24 protein-coding genes are annotated in these 22,820 nt (G+C 68.4%); 10 read left to right on the top strand and 14 right to left on the bottom strand.

Annotation, left to right across the window (positions count from 1 at the left end; translation table 11 throughout):
- Window positions 1–48: 48 nt before the first annotated feature.
- The 3 genes from P5G52_RS13470 to P5G52_RS13460 all read left to right on the top strand — a co-directional run bounded on the left by P5G52_RS13470 (window position 49) and on the right by P5G52_RS13460 (window position 1,972).
- Window positions 49–801, top strand: a complete 753-nt coding sequence (locus P5G52_RS13470; RefSeq protein ID WP_301228160.1) for a FadR/GntR family transcriptional regulator — start codon at window positions 49–51, stop codon at window positions 799–801.
- 4 nt (window positions 802–805) lie between these two features.
- Entirely contained in the window at window positions 806–1,495 is a 690-nt protein-coding gene (locus tag P5G52_RS13465; RefSeq protein WP_301228158.1) for a cache domain-containing protein, read from the top strand.
- Window positions 1,496–1,636: 141 nt separating this feature from the next.
- Window positions 1,637–1,972, top strand: a complete 336-nt coding sequence (locus P5G52_RS13460) for a DUF4440 domain-containing protein (protein WP_301228156.1) — start codon at window positions 1,637–1,639, stop codon at window positions 1,970–1,972.
- Here the strand turns inward: P5G52_RS13460 and P5G52_RS18330 are convergent.
- From P5G52_RS18330 to P5G52_RS13440, 5 genes are read right to left on the bottom strand one after another with little or no spacing between them, the layout of a single operon-like run.
- On the bottom strand, window positions 1,969–2,454 hold the full coding sequence (locus tag P5G52_RS18330; protein WP_363321890.1) for a hypothetical protein: 486 nt from the start codon (window positions 2,452–2,454) through the stop codon (window positions 1,969–1,971). The two genes, P5G52_RS13460 and P5G52_RS18330, sit on opposite strands and share 4 nt — an antisense overlap.
- 11 nt (window positions 2,455–2,465) lie before the next feature.
- On the bottom strand, window positions 2,466–3,380 hold the full coding sequence (locus P5G52_RS18325) for a M20/M25/M40 family metallo-hydrolase (RefSeq protein WP_363321889.1): 915 nt from the start codon (window positions 3,378–3,380) through the stop codon (window positions 2,466–2,468).
- Between the two features lie 4 nt (window positions 3,381–3,384).
- On the bottom strand, window positions 3,385–5,160 hold the full coding sequence (locus tag P5G52_RS13450; RefSeq protein ID WP_301228154.1) for an N-acetylglutaminylglutamine amidotransferase: 1,776 nt from the start codon (window positions 5,158–5,160) through the stop codon (window positions 3,385–3,387).
- A 23-nt stretch (window positions 5,161–5,183) separates the two neighbouring features.
- Window positions 5,184–6,662, bottom strand: a complete 1,479-nt coding sequence (locus P5G52_RS13445) for an aminotransferase class I/II-fold pyridoxal phosphate-dependent enzyme (protein ID WP_301228152.1) — start codon at window positions 6,660–6,662, stop codon at window positions 5,184–5,186.
- Window positions 6,663–6,682: 20 nt separating this feature from the next.
- Window positions 6,683–7,813 (bottom strand): glutamate--cysteine ligase, encoded by a 1,131-nt coding sequence (locus P5G52_RS13440; protein ID WP_301228150.1) that lies wholly within the window; start codon window positions 7,811–7,813, stop codon window positions 6,683–6,685.
- A 222-nt stretch (window positions 7,814–8,035) separates the two neighbouring features.
- Between P5G52_RS13440 and P5G52_RS13435 the strand changes: the two genes are divergently transcribed.
- The 3 genes from P5G52_RS13435 to P5G52_RS13425 all read left to right on the top strand — a co-directional run bounded on the left by P5G52_RS13435 (window position 8,036) and on the right by P5G52_RS13425 (window position 10,696).
- The gene (locus tag P5G52_RS13435; protein ID WP_301228148.1) at window positions 8,036–8,662 is read left to right on the top strand and encodes a TetR/AcrR family transcriptional regulator; all 627 of its coding nucleotides are present in this window, start codon (window positions 8,036–8,038) and stop codon (window positions 8,660–8,662) included.
- Window positions 8,659–10,278 (top strand): MDR family MFS transporter, encoded by a 1,620-nt coding sequence (locus tag P5G52_RS13430; protein ID WP_301228146.1) that lies wholly within the window; start codon window positions 8,659–8,661, stop codon window positions 10,276–10,278. Before P5G52_RS13435 ends, P5G52_RS13430 begins: the two co-directional genes overlap by 4 nt.
- Before the next feature lie 223 nt (window positions 10,279–10,501).
- Window positions 10,502–10,696 carry a YegP family protein gene (locus P5G52_RS13425; RefSeq protein ID WP_301228144.1) on the top strand — a complete coding sequence of 65 codons (195 nt, stop codon included), beginning with the start codon at window positions 10,502–10,504 and terminating at the stop codon, window positions 10,694–10,696.
- A gap of 156 nt (window positions 10,697–10,852) precedes the next feature.
- Here P5G52_RS13425 and P5G52_RS13420 read toward each other — a convergent pair whose 3' ends face one another.
- The 4 genes from P5G52_RS13420 to P5G52_RS13405 all read right to left on the bottom strand — a co-directional run bounded on the left by P5G52_RS13420 (window position 10,853) and on the right by P5G52_RS13405 (window position 13,533).
- Complete coding sequence (locus P5G52_RS13420; protein ID WP_301228141.1) at window positions 10,853–11,635, bottom strand: SRPBCC family protein; 783 nt, start codon at window positions 11,633–11,635, stop codon at window positions 10,853–10,855.
- 145 nt (window positions 11,636–11,780) lie between these two features.
- On the bottom strand, window positions 11,781–12,596 hold the full coding sequence (locus tag P5G52_RS13415) for an alpha/beta fold hydrolase (protein WP_301228139.1): 816 nt from the start codon (window positions 12,594–12,596) through the stop codon (window positions 11,781–11,783).
- 46 nt (window positions 12,597–12,642) lie between these two features.
- Window positions 12,643–13,044, bottom strand: coding sequence for a VOC family protein (locus P5G52_RS13410; RefSeq protein WP_301228137.1), 402 nt, complete (start codon window positions 13,042–13,044; stop codon window positions 12,643–12,645).
- Window positions 13,045–13,167: 123 nt separating this feature from the next.
- A complete protein-coding gene (locus P5G52_RS13405) occupies window positions 13,168–13,533 on the bottom strand; it encodes a hypothetical protein (protein ID WP_301228135.1) in 366 nt (121 codons plus the stop codon).
- Window positions 13,534–13,672: 139 nt separating this feature from the next.
- Between P5G52_RS13405 and P5G52_RS13400 the strand changes: the two genes are divergently transcribed.
- Window positions 13,673–14,215, top strand: coding sequence for a hypothetical protein (locus P5G52_RS13400; protein ID WP_301228133.1), 543 nt, complete (start codon window positions 13,673–13,675; stop codon window positions 14,213–14,215).
- A gap of 85 nt (window positions 14,216–14,300) precedes the next feature.
- Here the strand turns inward: P5G52_RS13400 and P5G52_RS13395 are convergent, their stop codons facing one another.
- Window positions 14,301–15,194 (bottom strand): ribonuclease Z, encoded by an 894-nt coding sequence (locus P5G52_RS13395; RefSeq protein WP_301228131.1) that lies wholly within the window; start codon window positions 15,192–15,194, stop codon window positions 14,301–14,303.
- 254 nt (window positions 15,195–15,448) lie between these two features.
- Between P5G52_RS13395 and P5G52_RS13390 the strand changes: the two genes are divergently transcribed.
- Window positions 15,449–16,219, top strand: a complete 771-nt coding sequence (locus P5G52_RS13390; protein ID WP_301228814.1) for a CPBP family glutamic-type intramembrane protease — start codon at window positions 15,449–15,451, stop codon at window positions 16,217–16,219.
- 21 nt (window positions 16,220–16,240) lie between these two features.
- Window positions 16,241–16,852, top strand: a complete 612-nt coding sequence (locus tag P5G52_RS13385) for a DNA alkylation repair protein (protein WP_301228129.1) — start codon at window positions 16,241–16,243, stop codon at window positions 16,850–16,852.
- A gap of 18 nt (window positions 16,853–16,870) precedes the next feature.
- On the opposite strand, the gene P5G52_RS13380 is transcribed toward P5G52_RS13385, so the two are convergent.
- From P5G52_RS13380 to P5G52_RS13370, 3 genes are all read right to left on the bottom strand, one after another.
- Window positions 16,871–17,632, bottom strand: coding sequence for a glycosyltransferase family 2 protein (locus tag P5G52_RS13380; protein WP_301228127.1), 762 nt, complete (start codon window positions 17,630–17,632; stop codon window positions 16,871–16,873).
- Between the two features lie 43 nt (window positions 17,633–17,675).
- Window positions 17,676–18,581, bottom strand: a complete 906-nt coding sequence (ypfJ, locus tag P5G52_RS13375) for a KPN_02809 family neutral zinc metallopeptidase (protein ID WP_301228125.1) — start codon at window positions 18,579–18,581, stop codon at window positions 17,676–17,678.
- Window positions 18,582–18,659: 78 nt separating this feature from the next.
- Window positions 18,660–19,619 (bottom strand): SGNH/GDSL hydrolase family protein, encoded by a 960-nt coding sequence (locus tag P5G52_RS13370; RefSeq protein WP_301228123.1) that lies wholly within the window; start codon window positions 19,617–19,619, stop codon window positions 18,660–18,662.
- A gap of 305 nt (window positions 19,620–19,924) precedes the next feature.
- Here P5G52_RS13370 and P5G52_RS13365 point away from each other — a divergent pair, with 305 nt between their 5' ends.
- On the top strand, window positions 19,925–20,782 hold the full coding sequence (locus P5G52_RS13365) for a Rieske (2Fe-2S) protein (RefSeq protein ID WP_301228121.1): 858 nt from the start codon (window positions 19,925–19,927) through the stop codon (window positions 20,780–20,782).
- 121 nt (window positions 20,783–20,903) lie between these two features.
- Here the strand turns inward: P5G52_RS13365 and P5G52_RS13360 are convergent, their stop codons facing one another.
- Window positions 20,904–22,457 (bottom strand): MDR family MFS transporter, encoded by a 1,554-nt coding sequence (locus P5G52_RS13360; RefSeq protein WP_301228119.1) that lies wholly within the window; start codon window positions 22,455–22,457, stop codon window positions 20,904–20,906.
- Window positions 22,458–22,820: the final 363 nt, after the last annotated feature.

The raw sequence follows: 22,820 nt of genomic DNA, 5'->3' as shown, positions 1-22,820 counted from the left end.
ATCTATTATGTATATACGGCTGCGTTAACTCCTCGTTACAGTGATGCCATGGACCATCATCGGGCGTCGTCGAGGGGGTTGTCGGCCGTCTTCGCACCGATCAGGACCGGAGGTCTCGCGGAAGAGGTCACCCGGCGGATCGAGCAGGCGCTCGAGACAGGCCTCCTGAGGGGCGGCCAGCGGCTGCCGCGGGAGGTCGAGCTCGCAGCGGCCCTCGGAGTCTCTCCCGTCACCGCGCGGGAGGCACTGTCCATCCTCCGCGAGCGCGGACTGATCACGACGGTTCGCGGCCGCAACGGGGGCAGCTTCATCATCGATGGCTACCTGCCCTCCACGGACCTGGCGCTCCAGAACCTGCAGGCGACGACCCGGCTGCAGATCAACGACCTGGGGTTGCACTACGAGGCCATCGCCTCGGCCTGCGCGGGCATCGCCGCGCGTCGTGCCGACGCAGCCGACCTGCACCGCCTGCACCAATACCTGCGCCCGCACGAGGACACGCTGCTATCATGGCGCCTGGTCGATTCGGAGTTCATGCTGGAGGTCGGTGCGATCGCCCGGTCGGCCCGCCTCGGCAGGGAGTTGGTCCGCATGCAGGCTGACCTCGGGACGCTCACAGTTCTGCCCTACACCGACGACGTCTTCCGGGAGTCCTCGGTCGGGCACAGGAACGAGGTGGCAGGGGCCATCGGCGATGGGGATGTCCTCGCCGCCCAGAACGCGACCAGGGACCTCATCCACACGATGGTCTCCTGGCTACTCAGGCGGAGGGCACGGGAGCTTCCGATGACGAAAGGGTGAGCACGTGACGACGGAGCTGTCGCCCGCGGTGACGCGGATCCGTGCCCAGATCGGTGGCGTGCAGTCCGGACTGGCCGACTGGGCGGTCGAGTTGGGGCGCCAACTGGCCGGCGTCCGGGGGAAGGTGCACGGATCGGCCATCGATGCCCTCGCCCTTCCTGCCGTCGAGGCGATGCTGGGCGACGCCGAGCGCTACATCACGGGGGCAGGGTTCATCGCGGGCTCCGGCCTGGTGGCAGCCGATCGAAGCTACATCGCCTGGTGGCAGGGCCCGGACCTCGAGCGGGTCGATGCCCTTGCCAACTTCAGCACGAGCTCCATGGACCGTTACCTCAGGGCGGAGTGGTTCCGTGTTCCCTTCGAGACCGGGGAACCGCATGCCACGGGTCCCTACATCGATTTCCTGTGCACGGACGAGTACGTCATGACCTTCACGCACCCCGTCGTCCTCCAGGCAGGCGGACCCGTTGCGGGAATCGTCGGGGCGGACATCTCCGTGCAGTCACTCGAAAGGATGCTGCTGGGATCGCTGACCGCCCTCGGACCCACGGCGACGCTCGTCAACAAGGGCGGACGCGTGATCGTGTCGGCCGCGGATGCCCTGGAACCCGGCGACCTCGTCACCGAGGGCGATTTCACCACCTCACTCGATATCGGGAACCACCTCGTCCTGCTGCTGGACCCCGTCACCTGACAGCAGCCGCGGCAGTAAAGCCGCTCCTGGAACGCTCCTGGGAATACGGCGTCGGCACCGGATCCCCGCCGTCGCCTCCGATCCCGGCTGTCCGAGCGCACTGGTCTGGACAGCCGCCGGCGGCATGGTCAGGATCAGTACATGACGCTTCCACGCCGCGAGACGGTTCTCCGATTCATGCGCGCGTTCCATCAGCAGGAGCGGGACGTCGCCGAGTCGATGATGGCCGACGACTTCGTCTTCACCAGTCCCCAGGACGACCACATCGACAAGCGCGCCTGGTTGGAGCGGTGCTTCCCGTCCGCGGACCACTTCGACGGGCCGGCACGAACCCTGCAGATCATCGACGTCGACGGCCTGGTCCTGCACCGGTACGAGTACGACGTCGCCGGCCGGACCTACCGCAACATGGAGGCGATCCGCGTGCAGGTGGGCATGGTGTGCGAGGTCGAGGTGTACTTCGGGGGAGCCGTCTAGACCCCGCTCGCCGGATCTTGCTGATCGGGCTGGTCGAGGCGGGCCAGCAGCAGCGCCTCGGCGACGATCGCGTTCTCGAAGTCGCCCAGGTGGATGGACTCGTTCGCGCCGTGCGCCCGGGAGTCCGGGTCCTCGGCGCCCGTGATGAGGATCTCCGCCTGCGGATACAGCGTGTTCAGGATCTCGACGGCCGGAATCGACCCTCCGACTCCCATGCACACGGCCGGCACACCCCACGCCTCTTCCATGGCCGAGAGCCTCAGCCGGGCCGCGCCCGAGGACGAGTCGACGGCGAAGCCCTCTGTCCGCCCGCCGGGCAGGAACCGGACCTCGGCCCCGAAGGGCTTCTGGGCTTCCACGTGCCGCCGGACGGCCTCCATGGCTGCGGCGGTGTCACTGGACGGGGCGAGGCTCAGGCTGAATCGAGCCCTCGCCGTCGGCTGCAGAGTGTCCGAGGACAGCGCGACGGACGGCGCATCCACTCCGATGATGGTCAGGGCGGGCTTCGTCCACAGCCGTGAGGTGATGCTGCCGGAGCCGGCGAGGGGGACGCGGGCCGGACCCCTGAGTCGGCCCGGAACTCCGCTTCGGACAGGGACGGCCCCGGTTCCTCGGTCGCGACCAACCCGGGCACTGCCACGCTGCCGTCGTCGTGGTGGAGCGTGGCAAGAAGCCGGGACAGGGCGGCGATCGCATCCACCAGGGGACCGCCGTAGGTTCCCGAGTGCAGGGCGTGGTCCAGCACGCGGACCTCGATGGTGCCCAAGACCAGCGCGCGAAGGCTGGTGGTGAGGGCCGGCACGCCCACGCGCCAGTTCCCCGAGTCGGCGACCACCAGCACGTCGGCCCGGAGATCGCCGCCGACCCGTTGCAGCAGCAGGGGGAGGCTGGGCGAACCGACTTCCTCCTCGCCGTCGATGAGGATGGTCACCCCGACGCCGAACCCGTCCCCGAGAACCCGCAGCACCGTGCGGACGGCGGCACAATGCGGGAGGACCCCCGCCTTGTTGTCCGCTACTCCTCTACCCCAGAGCCGGCCGTCCCTGGCGACCGCCGCGAAGGGCGGGCTCACCCACAGGTCCGGGTCACCGGCGGGCTGCACGTCGTAGTGAGCGTAGAGGAGGATGGTGGGCTTGCCGGGCTGTGCCGGACGCCGGCCCACCACCGCCGGCGCTCCCGGTGTGCCATCCGGCCGCGGCGCCTGGTGGATCTCCACATTCGGGATCCCGGCGTCCCGAATGAGGCCGGCCACCTCCCGCGCGGCCCGGTGCAGTTCGGACGGATCGAACGAATCCCACGCCATCGCGGGGATCCCCACGAGGGCGGACAGTTCGTCGACGACGGCGGGAAAGCCGGCCCGAACCGCCTGGCGCAGCCCGGGCAGCACCGACTCCGTGACCGGTGACACGCCGTCAGCCCACACCGTGGTGCTGGAGCCACATCTCCAGCAGGGCGAACTGCCACAGGACGTTGCTGTTGACCGGGGTCCGTCGGGAGTTGGGGTCCGCGAGCAGGCCCTCGACGACGTCCGGGGTGAAGAGCCCGCGCTGCTTGGCCTCCGGTGCATGCAGGGCGTCACGGACCAGGGAGATGAACGGCTCCTCGAGGTGGCGGAGTGCCGGGACGGGGAAGTACCCCTTGGGCCGGTCGATCACGGCAGCGGGCAGCAGCTCCCTGCCCAGGTCCTTGAGGATGCCCTTGCCGCCCTGCGCCGCCTTGAGTTCGGGTGGACACGCGGCGGCAAGCTGCACCAGTTCGTGATCCAGGAACGGGACACGCGCCTCGATGCCCCACGCCATGGACATGTTGTCCAGCCGCTTGACCGGATCATCCACCATGAGCAGGTGCGTATCCAGCCGGAGCGCGGCATCCAGCGCGGTGTTCGCACCGGGAGCAGCCAGATGGGCGGCAAGCACCTCCCGGCTCACATCCGTCTCCACCCTCCACTCCGGCTCGAGGATCCCGGCCAGCTCCTCGTGGCTGGAGTCGACGAACGAGGCGGAGAACGTGTCGAGGGCGTCCTGACGCGGAACGCGGGCCAGTGGCTGGTGGTACGCGTAGCCGGCGAACACCTCGTCGGCGCCCTGCCCGCACTGCACCACCTTGAGATGCCGGGACACCGTTGCGGACAGGAGGTGGAATGCCGTGACGTCATGGCTGGCCATCGGTTCGGACATCGCGCCCACGGCGGCATCGATGGACGGCCCGAATTCCGCGGTGCTGATGTGCAGCCGTTCGTGACGGGTGCCGAAGGTGTCGGCGATCAGGTCCGAGTAGGCGAACTCGTTGCCGGCGTCCCCGCCAGCGCCGTCGAATCCGATGCTGAACGTGGACAGCCCGTGCTGGCCCTCCTCCGCCAGCAGTGCCACCAGCAGGCTGGAATCCAGTCCTCCGGACAGGAGGACCCCGACGGGCACATCGGCGACCATCCGCCGTCGTACCGCGGTCTGCAGGGCGTCGCGGATGGCATCCTGCCAGTCCGTGGCTGACCAGTCCGAGTATTCGGCCTGGCGCGTGTAGGACGGGCGCCAGTACTCGCGGTCGTGCCAGGTCCCGTCCGCGCGAACCGTCCTGATGGTGGCGGCGGGAAGTTTCTGGATGCCGCGGAGGATGGTCCGCGGAGCGGGAAGGATGGAGTGCCAGCTGAGGTAGTGGTGCAGGGCGACCTCGTCGAGTCCCGAGTCCACACCACCCGAGGCCACCAGGGCGGGCAGGGTGGATGCGAAACGCAGCCTTCCCTGCACTGAGGAGAAGTACAGCGGTTTGATCCCGAGCCGGTCGCGGATCAGGAGGACCTCGTCGCGCCGGGGGTCGTACAGGGCGATCGCGAACATCCCGATCAGGTGGTGGACGAACCCGTCACCCCATTTGCGGTAGGCCTTGAGGATCACCTCGGTGTCACTCGTGGACCGGAACGTGAACTCGGGCTCGAGTTCGCTCCGCAACTCCTTGTAGTTGTAGATGCACCCGTTGAAGACGACGACCACGCCGCCGTCGTCGAGCATGGGCTGCGCCCCACCGGGCGAGAGGTCGATGATGCTGAGCCGCCGATGCCCCAGCGCCACCCGCCCCTCGGCCCAGATGCCCTCGCCATCCGGTCCCCGCGAGGCGATGGCTTCCATCATCCTCAGGACCGGCTCCCGGGAGGCCGTTGCCCCGAAAGCAATCTCGCCGGCTATTCCGCACATGGCACCTGCCTCGTTTCCTTGTCCTACTGCGATTTGTGCGGTTCTTCGCGGACCACCCGGATGGTCTTCAGCGAGGGATCGCCGGGATCGGGGAGGACCATGCCTGCCTCCACGCCGCTCCGGAGATAGTCGACGGCGGCCTTGTTGATCCTCTCGCCGGGCAGCAGGAGCGGCACGCCCGGTGGATACGGGGTGGCCATCTCCGCCGCGATACGCCCCGGGGCCTCCTCGGCCGGGACGACCTCCACAGCTCCGAAGAAGGCGTCCCGGGGAAGCATCACCGTTTCCAGGAACAGGTCCCCCTCATCGGGGATGACGACGGCGGGTGGACGGGGCAGGTCCGGCGCGGCGGCGGTCAGCTCCCGCAGGGCGGACAGGAGCTTGTCGGCTGTCGCACTGTCGTCCGAGACGGAGAGAACCGCTTCCGTCCGTCGGTGGTCGGTGGTCCCCATGTCCACCCGGCAGTTCTCCCGCAACCAGTCGGTCGCCTGGAATCCGCTGATGCCGAGCTGCGAGACGTCGATCAGGATGTGCAGGATATCCAGGTCGTGGGAAGCCTCGGCACGGACCAGCTCGTCCTCCAGGACGTGCAGTCCGGGAATCGCGTCGATGTCACGCCGCAGTCCGCGGGCGAGGTCGAGCGCCCTGTCGATCATGGACCTGCCGTCCTGCACCATCTGTCGGCGCCAGCCGTCGATGGCCGCGTACAGCATCACACTGGCGCTGGTCGTGGACAGGATGTCGGCGCACTGGCTGAGCCGGATCGGGTCCACGAGGCCGCCCTGCAGATGGAACACCGAACCCTGCTCAAAGCCCAGACCCATCTTGTGCACGCTCACCACGCAAACATCGGCCCCTGCCGACATCGCCCAGGTGGGAGTGTCGGGATGGAACGGCAGCTGTGCGCCCCAAGCCTCGTCGACGATCAGCGGTTTGCCCCGTTTGTGGCAGATCTCCACGATCGCCTCGAGGTCGGCACACGTCCCGTAGGGGGTCGGGCTGACGATCAGGGCCGCGGAGGCATCGGGGTACCGCTGCCACATCTCTTCGAGCGTCTTGGGTGCAGGGGGATGGGCGAGCTTGAGCTCGTTGTCCCAAGCCGGTTTGATCCAGCGCGGCTGCAAGCCGGACAGCATCAGGCCCGAGGCGACGGACTTGTGGGCGTCCCGGCCGATCAGCAGTTCTCCCTCACCACGCGTCACCGCCAGGATCGTCGCCTTGATCGACAGGGAGCTGCCGCAGGTGGAGAAGAACGTCTGGTCCGCGCCGACGGCCTCGGCCATCAGCGACTCGGCCCTCGAGAGGTAGCCGTTGGACGACTTCCGGTCATCCAGCCCCGAAGAGGCGACGACGTCGGACCGAAAGCTCTGTTCCCCCAGGACCTTCAGGACCCGCGGATCCACGCCTCTGCCCTGGCGATGTGCCGGCGGAGTGAAACCGTACCTCTCAAGCTTCTGGTGTTCGGCCAGGGCGTCCAGCACCGGCGTCTCGTTCTGGTCCACGGAACTCCCTCGATCGTCGGTTACAGGGTCCGGGCACTGGGCAGCAGCGGAGGCGTGAAGTCCCGGAACGGTGTCACCGGCACGTTGGTGATCCGGACCGCGTCGGCGATGACCTCACGAAGGCTGCCCTCCTGCATCTGAATGCTCCGCTGCCGGGCCGCTCCGGTGCCACGGGCCAGCACCTGGAACAGCAGGAACTCGACGGTGCTGAGGTCCCCCTGCTCCTTCAGCACGGACTGGATGGAGTCCACCAGCGCCATGACCACGTCGAAGGCGGCCCAAGGCCTCCCCGTCAGTGGATCCAGCAGGTCGCCGTCGAGCCCGTAGCGGCCGGCCTGCCAGGACGCGAGCCGCAGCTGCTGCGCGGAGGCAGGTACGGGCCTTTCGCCGTTCCGCCATTGCCTGGCCGCCGTCTCTACCAGCCCGCGCACCAGGGCGGCGAGGAGCACGGCGTCGTCGGCGAACAGGCAGACGTCGGCGATCCGGACCTCGACGGTGGGGTGCCGGTGACTCAACCGCGCGTCGAAGTAGATCTGCCCCCTGTCGAGGGGAACGCCGGAGCCGAGGATCTCCCGCACCTGTGCGTGGTACGCCTTCGCTGACCCGAAGACCTCGCACGGTCCGGCGGTCGGCCAGCGGTTCCAGGCCTGGGAACGATAGCTGGCGAAACCCGAGTCGGCGGCGTTCCAGTACGGCGAATTGGCGGTGATGGCCAGGAGCACCGGGAGCCACACCCGGATGCGGTCCAGAACGGCCACACCCTCCTCTTCCGACCCGATTTCCACGTGCACATGGCAGCCGCAGGTCAACTGCTCCACCGCGGTGAGGCCGAACCGCTCCACCATCTGCTCGTACCGCAGCCCCGGCGTGGTGGTGGTCCGCACGGGCAATGGAGAGGTCGCGAGGGCAACCGACCGTGCCCCGCAGGACCGCGCCGCCGCATCCGCACTCCTCCTCCGGTCCGTGATGTCCCGGGCGAGGGCGGGGAGGCCGACGTGGGGGAGGGTGCAGGTCTCGATCTGTTCCTGCTTCATCTCGCTGCTGAGGCCCGAGTCCCCGCCGAGGGCATCGAGCGCGGGACCCAGCGGCACGGCATGCCCAGCCCCGTCGACGATCAGGAATTCCTCTTCGACACCGAGCCTGCGGGTCATCGCGCGCCGCCGGGAGAACGTGACCCGACATCCTGCAGCGAACGACCTGCGGGTGAGCACCCGTCTTCGACACGATGGATCATCTTGCTCCTCGGCTAGGGCTCCCTCGACCTCGACTCCTCAAATGGTAAGCCTCCTTAGATACCGCCGACGAGGAAATCGGTCGCGCGCTCGAGGTTTTCTGCATTTGTGCACGATTTGCAGTTGCGCAAGAATGGGGGCATGAGTCAGAGTTGCGCTCCGTCGCTGCGGGAGCGCCAGAAGGCAGAGACATGGCGAGCTCTCCATCACGCCGCCGTCGCATCGGTCCTGGAGCGGGGACTGGAAAGGTCCACCATCGAGTCCATCACCGATCGGGCCGGCGTGTCACAGCGCACGTTCTTCAATTACTTCCCGTCCAAGGAGGATGCTGTGCTGGGCCTGCGGGCCCCCGTGCTGGATCCGGCCCTGCTGGAGGGTTTCTCCTTCGCGCAGGACGTGCTGGGCCAGGTCTCGCGTCTCCTCCTGGCGGTTGCCGGCAGTTCCCACGAGGGGGTGGACCAGGTCCGGCGCCGTGAGCTGACCCGGCAGTATCCCCACCTGATCCATCGGCTGATAGAGCGCATGAACGAGGCCGAGAACCTGGTGCGCGGAGCGCTGGCCGGCCTGCTGGCCGACAATCCGGAGTGGGCCGCGGGGATGGGGGAGAGCGGTGTGGACGACGTCGCCCGCGTCACCGTCATGACCGCCGCCATTCCCCTGCGCTTCACGGTCGCTTCCGGCACCTACAGCCCCGCAGCCGGCCTGGCGCCCGAGGATCTCGGGCCCGCCCTCGCACTTTTCCATTCCGTACAAAGGAAACTTCTATGACACCTCCAGCCGTTCCCCCCGCGGCACCGGCCGAAGGAAAACAGCACATGGTGCTGCTCTTCATCGGACTGATGCTCTCGATGCTCCTGGCCGCACTCAACCAGACCGTGCTGAGCACGGCGCTGCCCACGATCGTGGGTGAACTCCACGGAGTCAACGAGATGCTGTGGGTCATCACTGCGTTCATTCTCGCCTCGACGGTGACCATGCCCATCTACGGCAAACTCGGTGACCTGATGGGACGCAGGGCCCTGCTGATGGCCGCCATCGTGCTGTTCATGATCGGTTCGGTCGTGGGCGCCCTGGCGAACGACATGGCCGTGCTCATCACTGCCCGCGTCATCCAGGGCCTGGGTGGTGGCGGCCTGATGATCCTGTCGCAGGCGGTCATCGCCGACGTCGTTCCGCCTCGTGAACGCGGTAAGTACATGGGGATGATGGGCGGCGTCTTCGCCATCGCCTCGGTCGCCGGCCCCTTGTTGGGCGGCTGGTTCACCGAGGGGCCCGGCTGGCGGTGGGTGTTCTGGATCAACATCCCCCTGGGGCTGCTGGCGCTGGCCGGTGCCGTGTTCTTCCTCAAGCTGCCTCGACACTCCGGCAGGCCTCGCCTCGACCTGGGCGGCATGGTGCTGCTGGCGATCACGACGACCTGTCTGGTGCTCTTCGCCACCTGGGGGGGCAGCAAGTACGAGTGGAGCGACCCGATCATCCTCGGGCTCATCGCCGGCACGGTCCTCGGCGCCGTCGCGTTCGTCCTCGTGGAGCGACGGACGACCGAGCCGATCATTCCGCTGCACCTGTTCAGGGACCTCAACTTCAACCTCGCCACCATTGCCGGCCTCTTCATCGGTGTGGCCATGTTCGGGGCGATCGGCTACCTGCCGACGTACCTCCAGATGGCTTTCAGCGTCAACGCGACCAAGTCCGGCCTGCTCATGATCCCGATGATGGGCGCGCTCCTGGTGGCATCGGTGGTCTCCGGCCAGCTGGTCAGCCGTACCGGCCGCTACAAGTGGATGCCCATCGCGGGCGGCGTGCTGGTCGCCGTCGCCCTGGTGCTGCTCTCCACCCTGAAGCCCGGGTCGCCGCTCTGGGAGATCTGCGCCTATCTGGCCGTCATGGGTCTCGGGCTGGGCCTGAGCATGCAGATCATGGTGCTGATCGTGCAGAACTCGTTCCCGCTGCGCGAGGTGGGTACCGCTACCGCGTCGAACAACTTCTTCCGCCAGATCGGCGCCACGCTGGGCTCGGCAGTCGTCGGAAGCCTCTTCGCCCACCGGCTGGCCGACCTGCTGGTTGAACGGCTGCCCGCCGCGGCCACCGGGGGCGGGGCGCCGGGAGGATCGAACTCACTCACCCCGGCGCTGGTCGCCCAACTGCCGGCGCCGATCAGGGAGGCCGTCATCTCCTCCTACAACGACGCACTCACCCCGATCTTCGTCTGGATGGTTCCGCTGGCGCTGATCGCCGCCGTGCTGATGTGCTTCGTCAAGGAAAAGCCGCTCGCCACCGCCGTCGAACACGACGTACTGTCCGAATCGATCTCCGAGGGCAGCATCCTGATCACCGCGGACGACGACGACTCGCCCGTCCCGGCCACCCGGTCCGCGCGCTAGCCGGGCCGAGCGAGGCGTCCAGCGGTGGCCGCGGCCCTTCCGGATCCGCGACCCTTCCGCTGGGAGGATGATCAGGCCGCTCGTCACAAGGGCGGGGCCGGACGCATTTGCTGTTGCCTAAACGAACGGCAGCAGGTGTTATTGGGGGTGGCGCGCATCACGCGGGGGCCCTCGGTCGCCTGTCCCGACAGGCCGGCCGTGCTTCAGGACACAGGAGGCACACGTGGCAGGACGATTTGAGATCTATCACGACGACGGGGAGAAATTCCGGTTCCGGCTCACGGGAGACGACGGGGCCACCCTGGTGACGAGTGAGCCCTACGACGACAAGGACACCGCGGTGGCGGGCATCAACGGGATCCGGGACTGTGCCGCTTCGGCACTGATCGCCGACCTGACACTGGGACAGCGGACCTGAGCCTGTCCGCGGGACGGCTCGCGCTCGTGCGGGTCTGGCCGGCGAGGTAGGGGAAGGCAGTTCGGGCGAGCGACCACCCGGTATCAGCAGGCTGCCGGGCTCCTCGAGGAGGAGCCCGGCAGCAACGAGTGGCGCTCGCCGTAGGTGACCGGCGGGTTAGAGCGCCCCGCCTGTCGTGCGGTTCCTGTCGGTCACGGAAGCGTCGGTCTCGTCCACGGGGTGGAGCGTTTCCGTGGTGCTCGGGGAGAGACTGTCATCCGGGCCGGTGTAGACCTCGGGGGCGCCACCATCGGCGGGGGTGATGGTGACATCTGCTGAGACGTCCTCGGTCTTCTCGGAGCTCTTCTTGCTCGCGGCAACACCGGCAACTGCTGCTGCAGCTGCCAGGCCGACGCCCGCGGCGACCTTGCCGGACACTCCGGCCTTACCGCTGTCCCCGCGGGACGCCGCAGCAGCTTCCACGCCGGGCTGACCGACGGTGGAGCCCGCTCCTACGGACCCACGCCAGGCGCCCGTCGCATACCCCTCGTCCTCGATGAACGCCTTGAACCGTTCCAGGTCTGCCTCGGCCTGGTTCTCCACGACATTGAGTTTGTCGCCGATCTTCTCGACCAGGCCCTCCGGCTCGTACTCGAGCACGAGGTTGATCTGCGTCTGCCCGCCCCCGAGGTCCTCGAAGGACACCGAACCAGCATTCGTGGCACCTTCGGTCGCGGCCCATGACACCCGTGTGTCCGGCACCTGCTCCAGGATCCGCGCCTCCCACTGGCGACGAACGCCGCCGATCTCCGCCACCCAGGTCTGGCGCTCGTCATCGAGCTGCGTGATCGATTTGACCCCGCCCATGAAGTGGGGGAACTCCTCGAACTGGGTCCACTGGTTGTAGGCCACACTCACCGGCACGTTGACGAGGATTCTCTTTTCAACCTTCGTGCTCATAGCGACTCCTTCGGTTGTTTCGTGGATCGGAAATCAGGAATGAAGCATCATCCCGATTCATCAGCATGCTTAGCATAACGTCCGGAATCGATTGTTGGCGAGGCCCGGCACGGGAGCGCGGGGCACTGCACCCGGACCGCCGTCGTCAGTCGGTGAAGAATTCGATGAGGTGCGGTGAGACCGCCTTCTCGGAGACCTGGTGGGTCTGGCCGTCGAGGATGCGGTGGTCGGCCCCTGGAATCGTCTCTGCGATCGTCCGTTGGGCTGCAGCCACGGCGGGAGCTGCTTTTCCGCCGACCATGACCCGCGTCGGCACCGGGATCGTGGCCAGCCGCTCGAGCGGGGCAGCGAAGTTGTTGGTAACCCTCGTCTCGTACGGCAAGGTGCCGGCAGCTGCGGTCTGGTGTTTCCAGACTCCGGGCATGATGTGCAGCATCAGCGGAACGAAGGCCGGGAGGCCGATCATCTTGACCAGGAAGTAGGACACCATCGCTCCGCGCCTGTTGTCGGCGAGCATCTGCTCGAGGCGGGCCGCGTGGTCCACGGGAACCCCGTCGACCATTCCGATGCCGGTGTAGGGTGCTTCGAAGATCGCCAGTTTACGGATCGGGATACCCGAGGCGGCCGTTTCGAGCGCCAGCGCGGCGCCGGAGGAGATGGCGTACACATAGGGGTTTCCGCCGGCCGCGGTCATGACCGCGGCAAGGTCCTCGATCTCCCGCTGCACTGCGTAGGGTTGCGTGTCGCCGCTCCCGCCGCGGCCGCGACGGTCGTAGAAGAACACGGTGAACGACGAGGCCAGTTCTTCGGCAAGCTTGCGCGCGGGTCCGAAGGAGCGGCCGCAGAACGCCCCGTCCACCAGGACCACGCTCGGTCCGGTTCCGATCCTCTCGTACGAGATCAGTGTTCCGTCCGCCGACGGAACTTCTGCAACGGTCGTGATGTCCGTGTTCTGCTTCATGCTGAGGGCCTTTCGACGAGAAGTCCCCGTGCGTGCAGGGCTTGTGCTAGCTGAGCCAGTCGCTACGGTTCCGGATCTCCTGCACGGCCCATCCGTTGCCGTCCGGATCCGAGAAGTAGATGAAAGCGGACGCGTCGCCGTCTCCCATCCTGGTGACGGGAGCGACGTCGACTCCCCGCTCCAGCAACTCCGAGCGGGCTGACTCGACATCCCGCACCACGAGCTGAAGGCCGGAGATGGGTGGGCTTCCATCAGAACCCATTCCCTCCATGACCACCACGGAGCAGGATGATCCCCTGGGTGTGAGTTGGACGATCCGGACCCCCGGCGCGGGGGACACGTCATGGTCCAGGACGAAACCGATCTGGTCCCGGTAGAACTTGATCGAGCGGTCGATGTCGCTGCTGGGCAGGACGATCACTTCGAGTTTCCATTCCAGCGAGGTCATACCGGAACCCTACAGCCACTCCCACCTTTCGAACCGGGGATCGGGGGAGAATATCGCACCCCCGGACCGCCGACCGGAATTTCTCGAATTCGGCGCACAAAAGGGGGAATTATCGGGTCGGCTTCACTCCCGGCCCGTGCCGGAGTCGGAGTCGGACCAGCGGATCTGGCTGGTCGCGTGGTGGGCCCGCACCAGCGTCTGATGCAGCTCGGCAGCCTGACGTGCGGCTGTCTGCAACTCGAAGGCCGCCTCGAGCACGCCTTCGACGCTCTGTTTGTCCTCGGCGTGATGCCTGCCCGCCTGCAGCTGTTGATGCCACCTCCCCAACTGGTCCAGCACATGCGCGATCCTTTCCTGCACATGCACCAGTTCCCCCAGGGCGTCCGGCCCCTCGGAGGGGACGGAGAAGGCCGTGCCGGACGAAGCAAGCTCACGGGCAGCGACGTGGAGCGCCAGTGCGCGTTCATACGTGCCGGGCTTCCTGACCATCAGAACCCTCCCTGAAAGTGCTGGCCTAATCCTGGCTATGACCTTACTGTCGTCCTCAAGGGGCGCCGTCCGCGCCCGTAGGCGGTAGGACATGCTGGTCTTCAAGGTCCATGTTGAAGCGGCTGAGGATGGGTTCGTCGTGACCTGTCCCGATGTCCCTGCGCTCCACCACCAGGTCACCTCGCTCTGGGATGCGTGCGACGTGCGGACCGTCCTCGCCGGGCTCAACGGGGTTCCCGATGATCTCGTGTGGCTGCAGATCAGAGCCCAGGTCGGAGCGATCACCGTCGTCTCCGACGTCCATCCACTGCACTGGGTCGCCTTCCACTCCGTTGCGCGGCCGGCGCATCCCTCCTTCGATCGCGGGACCGTCGTCTTCGACCATGCCCTGACCGCCCTGCGGCACGAAGCCGATCAGGCTGATCGGGAAGGCCGAGCCCATGCCAGGGTCAAGGTGATCGTGTCGTTCCTGGACGGCACGAAGGTCCAGGTGCCCCGGGCAGGGGGCTACCCCCTCTCCGACGTCATGGACGGCACCCGTGCGACGCGGGACTTCAGCGGATGGCTCAGGTCCCAGCTGACCGGCCAGATGCTGTCGGTATCGGATTGGCATGCTCCCGTTGTCGGCCTGCAGGTGGGTGTCTTCGCTCCTGAAGCCGCCGACGCCCGGCGCTACCGCTGAGCCGGGAGCACCGGGGCAGGTCCGTGCTGTCGTCGGGTCGGCAGGCCCCACTTCCACCGCGTGTACATCCGGTGGGTCCTCCCGCTCACGCGGCGGAAGCGCGGCGCGGAGGAAACGCGATACGGTCCAGGTCCGACGCCGCGATGACCAGCGCGGAACCTGCTGCTGCCCTCGCCTGGTCCGCCAGCACCGCGACGTCGTCGTACCGCGACGAGAAGTGCGTCAGCACGAGTGTGCCTGCCCCGCCGTCGCCCGCGAGAGCACCGGCCTGGCCCGCGGTGAGGTGGAGGTACTGGTCGGCGAGCGCCGCGTCGTCGTCGCTGAAAGTGCTCTCCATGACCAGGAGATCGGCGCCTCCCGCGAGCGCGACAGCGCCGTCGCACACCGCCGTGTCCATGACGAAGGCGAAGCGGCGCCCCGGGCGATGCACGCTCACGTCCTCCAGCCGCACGTCGCCCAGGCTGCCCTCGCGCTGCAGGCGTCCCACGTCCGGCCCGGCGATGCCGAGGGCCGCGAGACGCTCGGGAAGGAACGTCCGTCCGTCGGGCTCGGTCACCCGGTAGCCATAGGCTTCGATGCGGTGCCGCAGCGGCTGCACGTCGATCCCGGGAGCGATCGGACCCGCCTCACCGTGGGGATGAAGCTGCAGATCGAGCCCCGGTGTCGCGAGGGAGACCAGTGCGCGAACCACGTCCTCGCCGGACGCGGGGTAGTGGAGGTGGACGGGGGAGGCGACGCCGTCGAGCACCATCCGGGACAGCACGCCGGGCAGGCCGAAGCAGTGGTCGCCGTGGACGTGGGTCAGGCAGATCCTGGTGATGCGGCTCGCCGCGACGCCGGCAAGGGTCATCTGGCGCTGGGTGCCCTCGCCGGGATCGAACAGGATGCCCTCGCGCTCCCACCGCAGGAAGTACCCGTTGTGGTTGCGGGTCCGGGTGGGCACCTGGGACGCCGTGCCGAGAATGACGAGCTCACGCATGACCCCAGTCTTGCATCGCGGGCCCAGCATCGCCGTCCTGCACTGCGGCCTTGCATGGTGGGGAATCAGCGCACGCACGGAGGCGGGCAGTGGACCGGGAGACGGCCGGGCGAAAGAATGGGCGGACGACGACGAAGGGACATGGTCACGTGGAGCAGCGCGCGCATCCGGCAGCGCCGGACCTGCCGGCCGGGCGCTCTCCGCGGACGGGCCGGGACTGGCAGCAGGGCGCATGGAACACACCGTCACGAGCGCTGGTGCCGGCAGCGCTGGTGTCCCTCGCGGGCTTCACCCTGTTCGCGCTCCATCAGCCGCTGATCGGATATCCGCTGCTGCTGGTGGCCCTCGTGCTGGCCCTCCTCGTCTCCAGGGTGCTGTTCCGGGACCTCCTGCTCGTGGCGTTCGGCGTGGCGGTCATGAGCCTGGTCCCGATCACCACCGACATCAGCCCCGCGCACATGGGCGTCATGGGCACGGCGATGATCCTCGCCGTCGGCGTCCCCTACGCCGTCTCCCGCTTCGCCTACCGGGACCATGCCATCACCTTCCCGGTCCGGACCGGCCAGCGGTGGAGCCGCGCCGAGAGGTGGTACCTGCCCGCCGTCGTCGTGATGGGCTACGTGCTGCTCCCCGTCTACATGCTCTCCACCGGCGTGTACCGCAACTGGCCCGCGGCCTCGGAACCGGACGACGTCGTGCGCCTGTTCGTCGGCACCAACGGGCTCGGCATCTGGGACGAGCTCTTCTTCATCTGCACCGTCTTCGCGCTCCTGCGCCGCCACCTGCCGATGGCACAGGCCAATGTGCTGCAGGCCGTGCTCTTCACCTCCTTCCTCTGGGAGCTCGGCTTCCACGCCTGGGCGCCGGTGTTCATCTTCCCGTTCGCACTGCTGCAGGCCTTCATCTTCACGAGGACGCGGTCCCTCTCCTACATCGTCTGCGTCCACCTGCTGTTCGACCTCGTCCTGTTCCTCGTCCTCCTCCACGCGCACAACCGCGCGTGGATCGACATCTTCGTCTACTGAGTGGCCGAGGACAGGAGCACCATGAGCGACCCGGCCGACTTCATCGACGAGTCCCTCCAGTACGAGAGCTCGGAGGAGCGCGCGGAGGACTACGAGCGGCGCCTGGGGACCGGCCTCGAGTACTACGGTGCGTCGGTGGGCGCCGTGCGCGGCACGGTCCGCAACGCGGAACGCCGGTACCCGGACCTCGGGCACGACGACGTCACCGCCCTCGCCTCCGAGCTGTGGGCCCGCCCGGTCTTCGAGCGCCGCCTGGCGTCCGTGGTGCTGCTGCAGTCATCGGTGCGCCTCCTGCGCCACTCCGACCTGACGCGCATCGAGGGTTTCCTCCGGTCCGCGCACATCGAGGACCTCGTGGACCCGCTTGCCGTCGACGTCGTCGGACCCCTGCTTCTCCGCCTTCCGGGACAGGACGGCGTCCGCGCCCGCGCGGTCCTGGAGCGGTGGGCGGCGGCGGACGACGTGTGGCTGCGCCGCGCCGCCGTCCTGGCGCACCTGCCCGCCTTCCGGGCGGGGGCGGGGGACGACGCCTTCTTCCGGCGCACCGTCCGGCTGGTCTCGGGGGCGCAGCAGGGCCGGGTGAGGGCCGTCGAGGACGCGGTGGCCCTGGTGCGGGCGAGCGGTGCAGGCTAGCGACTCCCGCGGGACGCGTTAGCGCACGTCGATGGTGCGGATGAGCTTTCCGCGCAGGGCCGGCACGAGGTGGTGGACGCCCATCATGCCCATCCCGTACCGCCGCACGCGCCGCATCGACGTAGCTACCTTCAGCTGCGGGTCGATCCGCACCGCTGCGTAGCCGAGGCGATGGGAGACCCGGACGGAGAAGTCGATGTCCTCGTCGCGTCGATCGATCGACGTCCGCTCGAATCCGCCCGTCGCGACGTAGGCGGACGCGCGGACCGCCATGTTGTGGCCGGCGACGAAACGCAGGTAGGCGGCGTCCAGGTGGGCGACCGCCATCAGGATCCTCAGGAGCCTGAGGGCTCCGGACATGAGCAGGTCATCGCTCCACCGGTAATAGCGGTCGCGCAGGGGGAGGCTGGTGCCGCCCAGGAGCTGCACGGTGGCGTCCCGGGAGAACGTGGCACGGATCCGGGTGGCCCAGTCCTCCGCCGGCTCGCTGTCCCCGTCGGTCCGGGCCACCACGGTGGAGCCGTCGGCGATCGCGGCCCGGAACCCCGTGTCACAGGCAGCCCCGGTGCCTTTCTGCGGCTCCGAGAGGATCCTGACGGCCAGGTCCGGATGGTCCGCGGCGAAGCGTTCCACCCGCTGGACGGTGTCGTCGGTGGAGCCGTTGTCCACGACGTAGACGGAGAGGCCCGCGCCGTCCCGCTGTCGGCGCAGTGCCTCGAGAGCACGGGCCACGTCGGGTTCGTTGAAGACGGGGACGACGACGGCAAGCCGGTCTGTCACTGGACTTCCTTCCGGTCCTCGAGCGGTGTCGCGGGACGGCAGGTCAGGGGTTGTCGAGGTCGGCTGCGGCGAAGGTGTCGCACGACCTCAGGTCGCCGGTCTCGTAGCCCTGGGAGAACCAGGCCTGCCGCTGCTCGCTGGAGCCGTGCGTCCAGCCCTCGGGGTTCACCTGTCCGGTCGCTGCTTCCTGGATCCTGTCGTCGCCCACCGACGCCGCGGCGGACAGGGCGTCCTGGAGGTCGGTCGTCGAGAAGGTCCGAAGGAACGGCAGGCCGGACTCGGGGTCCGGTACGGATATCGCGTGGGCAGCCCACATGCCGGCGAGGCAATCGGCCTGCAGTTCCACCCGGACGCCGCCGGACTCGGCTCCCTGCGGATCCTGCTGGGCGGCGCCGAGGGTACCGATCAGGTTCTGGATGTGATGCCCGAACTCGTGCGCCACCACGTACTCCTGCGCGAGTGGGCCGCTGGAGGATCCGAAGCGCGTGACGAGCTCGTCGAAGAACGCCGTGTCGTAGTAGGTCTGCTCGTCGACGGGGCAGTAGAAGGGGCCGACGGCGCTGGTTGCGGTGCCGCAGCCGGTATCGGTGCTGCCCGTGAACAGCACGACGCCGGGCTGCGTGTACGAGACGCCGAACTGGTCGAGGTAGGGCTGCCAGAAGCTGTCGAGGCTCTCCGCCGTCCCCAGAATGCGGCAGTCGAGCTGCTCGTTCGCATCGGTGCCGCGATTGCATGCATTGATGGCGTCGACGGAACCGCCGTCCTGTTCCTGCGTGGTCGTGCTGCCTTCCTCGAGTCCGAGCTGGTTCACGACATCGGGTCCGAAGATCAGTGACAGGATGAGGAGGAGGCCGCCCCCGAGACCGCCCCCGACGGCGGCGCCGCGTCCCCGTCCCCGCCGGTCGCTGACGCGGGAGGGATCCAGGCGGACGTTGTCATTGAAAGTCATGGCTCAACAATAAGCGGACTTAGCGTTGTCGTGGGCCACCATTCGGCGACGCCGGGACAGGGCTCCTCGAGCGGCCCGCTACTCGAGAGGCCGGCGCTCCCGGGGCCATTGGAGCAACGGGTTGATGGAAGTGTACGCGACACCCAGCTTCAAGGTCCTCAACTCCTGCTCGAGCAGGTCCGCCGCCCTCCGGTGACCCGGAGGGCCGAGGTGCACGTCGTCGGCGAGGAATGCCTTCAGCTGGTGGGTGGTCAGCCAGTCCCCGGCCGACACGAAGGGGATGCCGCGCTTGTCGGCCAGCTCGGCGAGCAGGGCGTCGACCTCATGCCGGCGCCCCCCGCCGTCCTGGGCGCTACGGCTCAGGGTGCCGATCATCACCATGCGCGAGGACGGATACGTACGTCCGAGCTCCAACACCAGGGCATTGGCGGCGGCAAGGATGTCACCGTCCGATGCTCCCTGGAAAGCATCGTTGCCTCCGCCCTCCACGACCACGAGTGCGGGATCCCCGTGCGGCAGCACCCAGTCTCCGCGGGTGAGTGAGTCGTAGTAGTTCGCATCGCCGGCTTCGTTCGCGGCAACGAATCCGGTGCCGCCGGCGCCGACGAACCGCACGGTATACCCGAGTTCGCGCAGGGCCAGCTGGGGCCAGTTGTCCTTACCGGCCGACTGTGAGTCCCCGATGAGGACGGCGGTGCGGCGGATGTCGGGCACCACGACTTCGCGGCGGTCCGTCACGGGATTCCTGGCGAAACTGCCGGGCGGCAGCTGCGCCGGCTGCATACGGGCCCGCATCGTCGCCCTGGTCGACTCGCTGGAGTTCCTACCCGGGGCCTCTTCGCCCACAGCATGCGCGGAGACGCGCGCGGGAGCGTCAGCGGGCGGGGCCAGGGCCCGGCGGGTCTGCGCCGAGGTGGGCGACACGCACCCTGCGAGGAGGGCGAGCGACAGCCCGAGGGACAGGAGGGCCACGCGTGGCGAACCCCTGGGACGTGCCGGCGGAGCCGCGAGAACTCCGGTCGTCGTGCTGCTGCGCATTGCCATCCCCATGCCCCCTCGGACTCCCCCTCCAGAGTCCTGCGCCAAGCCTACAAGCGCGGGAGACGTCGAGTCGTCCTTGATCCGGTGGCAGTCCGGCAGTAGCGGCCCATGGGCGGGGCGGCACACCGTGATGCCGCGGGCCGGGCGGGATTTTCGCACCGAAGTGCGCACAGGCCAAGACAAACCTCCCCGCGCGGCGTCGGGTTGTCAGGTGTAGTGGCTGCTGGAACGGTGGGGACCGGGCGGCGCCACGGTCAGATCCCGTCGGGTGGCCTGCCGTCCCGGACCAGAAGGAGCAAAGGATGAACATCCTGCACGTAATGCTGGACGGACTCGAGCACGCCAGGTTCCTCGACAAGGTCGCCGACCCGATCGCGGCAGCAGTCAGCAAAGCCGTCAAGCCTCGCATGATCCGGAACGTGCTCAGCGGTACCGCCATCGGCCACCACCTCCATCCCATGATGGTCGTCATCCCGTCCGGCGCCTGGAGCATGGGCTCGTTCCTCGACCTCGCCGGCGGCAGGAGCTCCCGCAAGGCAGCCGACCTCCTCGTCGGCGTCGGGATCCTCTCCGCCGTGCCGACTGCCATCGCGGGCCTGCACGACTGGTCCGACACCCAGGAGAAGGAACGCCGCGTGGGTCTCGTCCACGCGGCCGGCAACTCGCTGGCCCTGACGCTGTACACCGCCTCGGCCGTCGCGAGGGCCAGGGACAGCCGCACTGTCGGAGTCCTGCTCGGCCTCGGCGGCCTCGGGTCGATGCTGTTCAGCGCCTACCTCGGCGGGCACCTGAGCTATGCGAACGCCGTCAACGTGAACCGGACCGCCGGGCACGAGGCCCCGAAGGACTGGACGCGGGTCGCCAGCGACGCCGACATCGCCGAGGGCGGGCGGCAGATGGTCGAGGCGAACGGCGTGCCGATCCTGCTGCTGCGCCACGGCGGCAGGCTGACGGCCATGGACAGCGTCTGCAACCACCTCGGCGGGCCACTGCAGGACGGCCCCATCGAGGACGGCTGCATCACGTGCCCGTGGCACCAGAGCATGTTCCGGCTCGACGACGGCAAGAACTACCGCGGGCCCGCTGCCGTGCCGCAGCCCGTCTACGAGACGCGAGTCACCAGTGACGGCTACATCGAGCTGCGCCAGCCGGCGTCCTGACGCGCACGCCGGACCGACAACTGCACCAACAACTGCACCGACAACCGCACCTACGAAGAAGCCCCGCCGGGAGGACCCGGCGGGGCTTCTTCGTCGAGCCGGGGGCTCCTGGTGCAGGCTCCTAGTGCACGGGCGCGGGAGCATCCCCGGTCACCTGGGGCGTGCGCACGAAGAACGAGGCGACGACGGCGAGCAGGAAGATGACCGCCCCGTACAGGAACGCCGCCCGGATACCACCGGCCATCGCCGGAAGCTGCGCGGCGCCGTCGGCCGCAAGTGCCGTCGACTGGAGGGTCATCACCGAGATGAAGAGCGCGGTGCCGGCAGCGCCTGCCAGTTGCTGCGCCGTTCCGAAGACCGCGCTGCCGTGCGAGTACAGGTGCGGCCTGACAGACCCGAGGGCCGAGGTCATCAGCGGTGTGAACATGAGGGCAAGCCCGATGCTGAGCAGGACGTGTGCCACGAGGACGAGTTGCGCGGGGGTCGTCTCGGTGACCTGGGTCATCGACCAGAACACCGCGCTGACCAGGAGCGCGCCCGGGACCAGGAGGACCCGTGGCCCCCGGCGGTCGTAGATCCGGCCGACGACGGGGCCGAGGAGGCCCATGGCGAGGCCGCCGGGGAGGAGCAGCAGCCCGGACGCCAGCGGATCCAGGCCGAGGACGCTCTGGACGTAGATCGGGATCAGGATGATGGTGCCGAAGAGGGCCATCATGCTCACCGCGATGGCGACGATCGAGATGGTGAAGTTGCCGGACGTGAACACCCGCAGGTCGAGCAGGGCCGCGTCCCGGCGCTGCAGCACGAGCTGGCGGGAGATGAAGGCGGCGAGTCCGACGATGCCGGCGACCAGGGGGATCCACGCAGGGAAGGCACTGCCGGCGGCGGCTTCACCGAGCTGGCTGAGGCCGTAGATGATGCCGCCGAAGGCCACGGCGGAGAGGATGACCGACGGCACGTCGATCGACGATCGCCGCGGCTCGGTGACGTTCTGCATCTTGGCCGATCCGATGACCAGGGCCGCGAGGGAGATCGGCAGGACCAGCCAGAACATCCAGCGCCAGTCGAGCACACTGAGGATGGCTCCGGAGATGGTGGGGCCCAGCGCGGGCGCCACGGAGATCACGATCGAGATGTTGCCCATGATCTTGCCACGCGATGCGGGAGGCACGAGCGTCATGACCGTCGTCATCAGCAGCGGCATCATGATCGCCGTGCCGCTCGCCTGGACGACGCGGCCCACCACGAGCACGGCGAACCCCGGGGCCAGGGCGGCGATGAGGGTGCCGAGGCTGAACAGCCCCATGGCGGCCATGAAGACCGGGCGCGTGGTGAAGCGCTGGAGGAGGTAGCCGGTCACCGGGATGACCACGGCCATGGTCAGCATGAAGGCCGTGCTCAGCCATTGGCCTGCACCGACGGTGATGCCGAGGTCCTCGACCAGGCGCGGGATGGCCACGCCCATGATCGTCTCGTTGAGGATCACCACGAACGCGGAGATGAGCAAGATGGTGATGACCAGCTTGTCGCGTGCTGGGAGGGCGCCCTGGCCGACGGCTCCGGAGGGGGCGGTGTCAGAGGAGGCAGTGCCGGGGGAGACGGCAGGGCGGGACGGCGCAGCGCCTGCTCGGCTCGGAGTCGCGTCTGATACGCGGGACGGGGGACTGGAGGTCATGGGAATCCGCTCGGTTCGAAATGCTGTACGGCGCCGTCGGATGTCCTCCGTACGGGCCACGTTCGGGACCGGGCGCTGAATGGCCGGCCCGCTCAGTCAACTGAACCGCCGGTGTCCGGATCCTATTCCGGGATGCCGTCCTTCCGGTACGCCATTCCGTGTGCCCGTTGGTGTGTCCGCCGGGACGTGGCCCTGTCGGTGCCCCTTCGGCACGCGCTCGGCACGCGTTCGGGACGCCGCCGGGAGCGCACCGGCCTGTGCCTGCGACGGTGATTGCTCCACTAGCATGGGGCGGGTGCGTGACCCGGGACCGATGTCCAGGGCCTTTTCCTCCGCTCGCCGCGCAGGACGCGATCCCGGCTC

The sequence above is a fragment of the Arthrobacter burdickii genome (assembly GCF_030433645.1).
Lineage (GTDB): Bacteria > Actinomycetota > Actinomycetes > Actinomycetales > Micrococcaceae > Arthrobacter_D > Arthrobacter_D burdickii.
This window is presented reverse-complemented; position numbering and strand designations above follow the sequence as displayed.

What these genes read in the sequence shown, in the direction of transcription:
- P5G52_RS13470 (WP_301228160.1), top strand. Translation starts at nt 49, where the DNA reads ATGGACCATCATCGGGCGTCGTCGAGGGGGTTGTCGGCCGTCTTCGCA.
- P5G52_RS13460 (WP_301228156.1), top strand. Translation starts at nt 1,637, where the DNA reads ATGACGCTTCCACGCCGCGAGACGGTTCTCCGATTCATGCGCGCGTTC.
- P5G52_RS13450 (WP_301228154.1), bottom strand. Translation starts at nt 5,160, where the DNA reads ATGTGCGGAATAGCCGGCGAGATTGCTTTCGGGGCAACGGCCTCCCGG.
- P5G52_RS13440 (WP_301228150.1), bottom strand. Translation starts at nt 7,813, where the DNA reads ATGACCCGCAGGCTCGGTGTCGAAGAGGAATTCCTGATCGTCGACGGG.
- P5G52_RS13435 (WP_301228148.1), top strand. Translation starts at nt 8,036, where the DNA reads ATGAGTCAGAGTTGCGCTCCGTCGCTGCGGGAGCGCCAGAAGGCAGAG.
- P5G52_RS13430 (WP_301228146.1), top strand. Translation starts at nt 8,659, where the DNA reads ATGACACCTCCAGCCGTTCCCCCCGCGGCACCGGCCGAAGGAAAACAG.
- P5G52_RS13420 (WP_301228141.1), bottom strand. Translation starts at nt 11,635, where the DNA reads ATGAGCACGAAGGTTGAAAAGAGAATCCTCGTCAACGTGCCGGTGAGT.
- P5G52_RS13415 (WP_301228139.1), bottom strand. Translation starts at nt 12,596, where the DNA reads ATGAAGCAGAACACGGACATCACGACCGTTGCAGAAGTTCCGTCGGCG.
- P5G52_RS13410 (WP_301228137.1), bottom strand. Translation starts at nt 13,044, where the DNA reads ATGACCTCGCTGGAATGGAAACTCGAAGTGATCGTCCTGCCCAGCAGC.
- P5G52_RS13405 (WP_301228135.1), bottom strand. Translation starts at nt 13,533, where the DNA reads ATGGTCAGGAAGCCCGGCACGTATGAACGCGCACTGGCGCTCCACGTC.
- P5G52_RS13395 (WP_301228131.1), bottom strand. Translation starts at nt 15,194, where the DNA reads ATGCGTGAGCTCGTCATTCTCGGCACGGCGTCCCAGGTGCCCACCCGG.
- P5G52_RS13385 (WP_301228129.1), top strand. Translation starts at nt 16,241, where the DNA reads ATGAGCGACCCGGCCGACTTCATCGACGAGTCCCTCCAGTACGAGAGC.
- ypfJ (WP_301228125.1), bottom strand. Translation starts at nt 18,581, where the DNA reads ATGACTTTCAATGACAACGTCCGCCTGGATCCCTCCCGCGTCAGCGAC.
- P5G52_RS13370 (WP_301228123.1), bottom strand. Translation starts at nt 19,619, where the DNA reads ATGCGCAGCAGCACGACGACCGGAGTTCTCGCGGCTCCGCCGGCACGT.
- P5G52_RS13365 (WP_301228121.1), top strand. Translation starts at nt 19,925, where the DNA reads ATGAACATCCTGCACGTAATGCTGGACGGACTCGAGCACGCCAGGTTC.
- P5G52_RS13360 (WP_301228119.1), bottom strand. Translation starts at nt 22,457, where the DNA reads ATGACCTCCAGTCCCCCGTCCCGCGTATCAGACGCGACTCCGAGCCGA.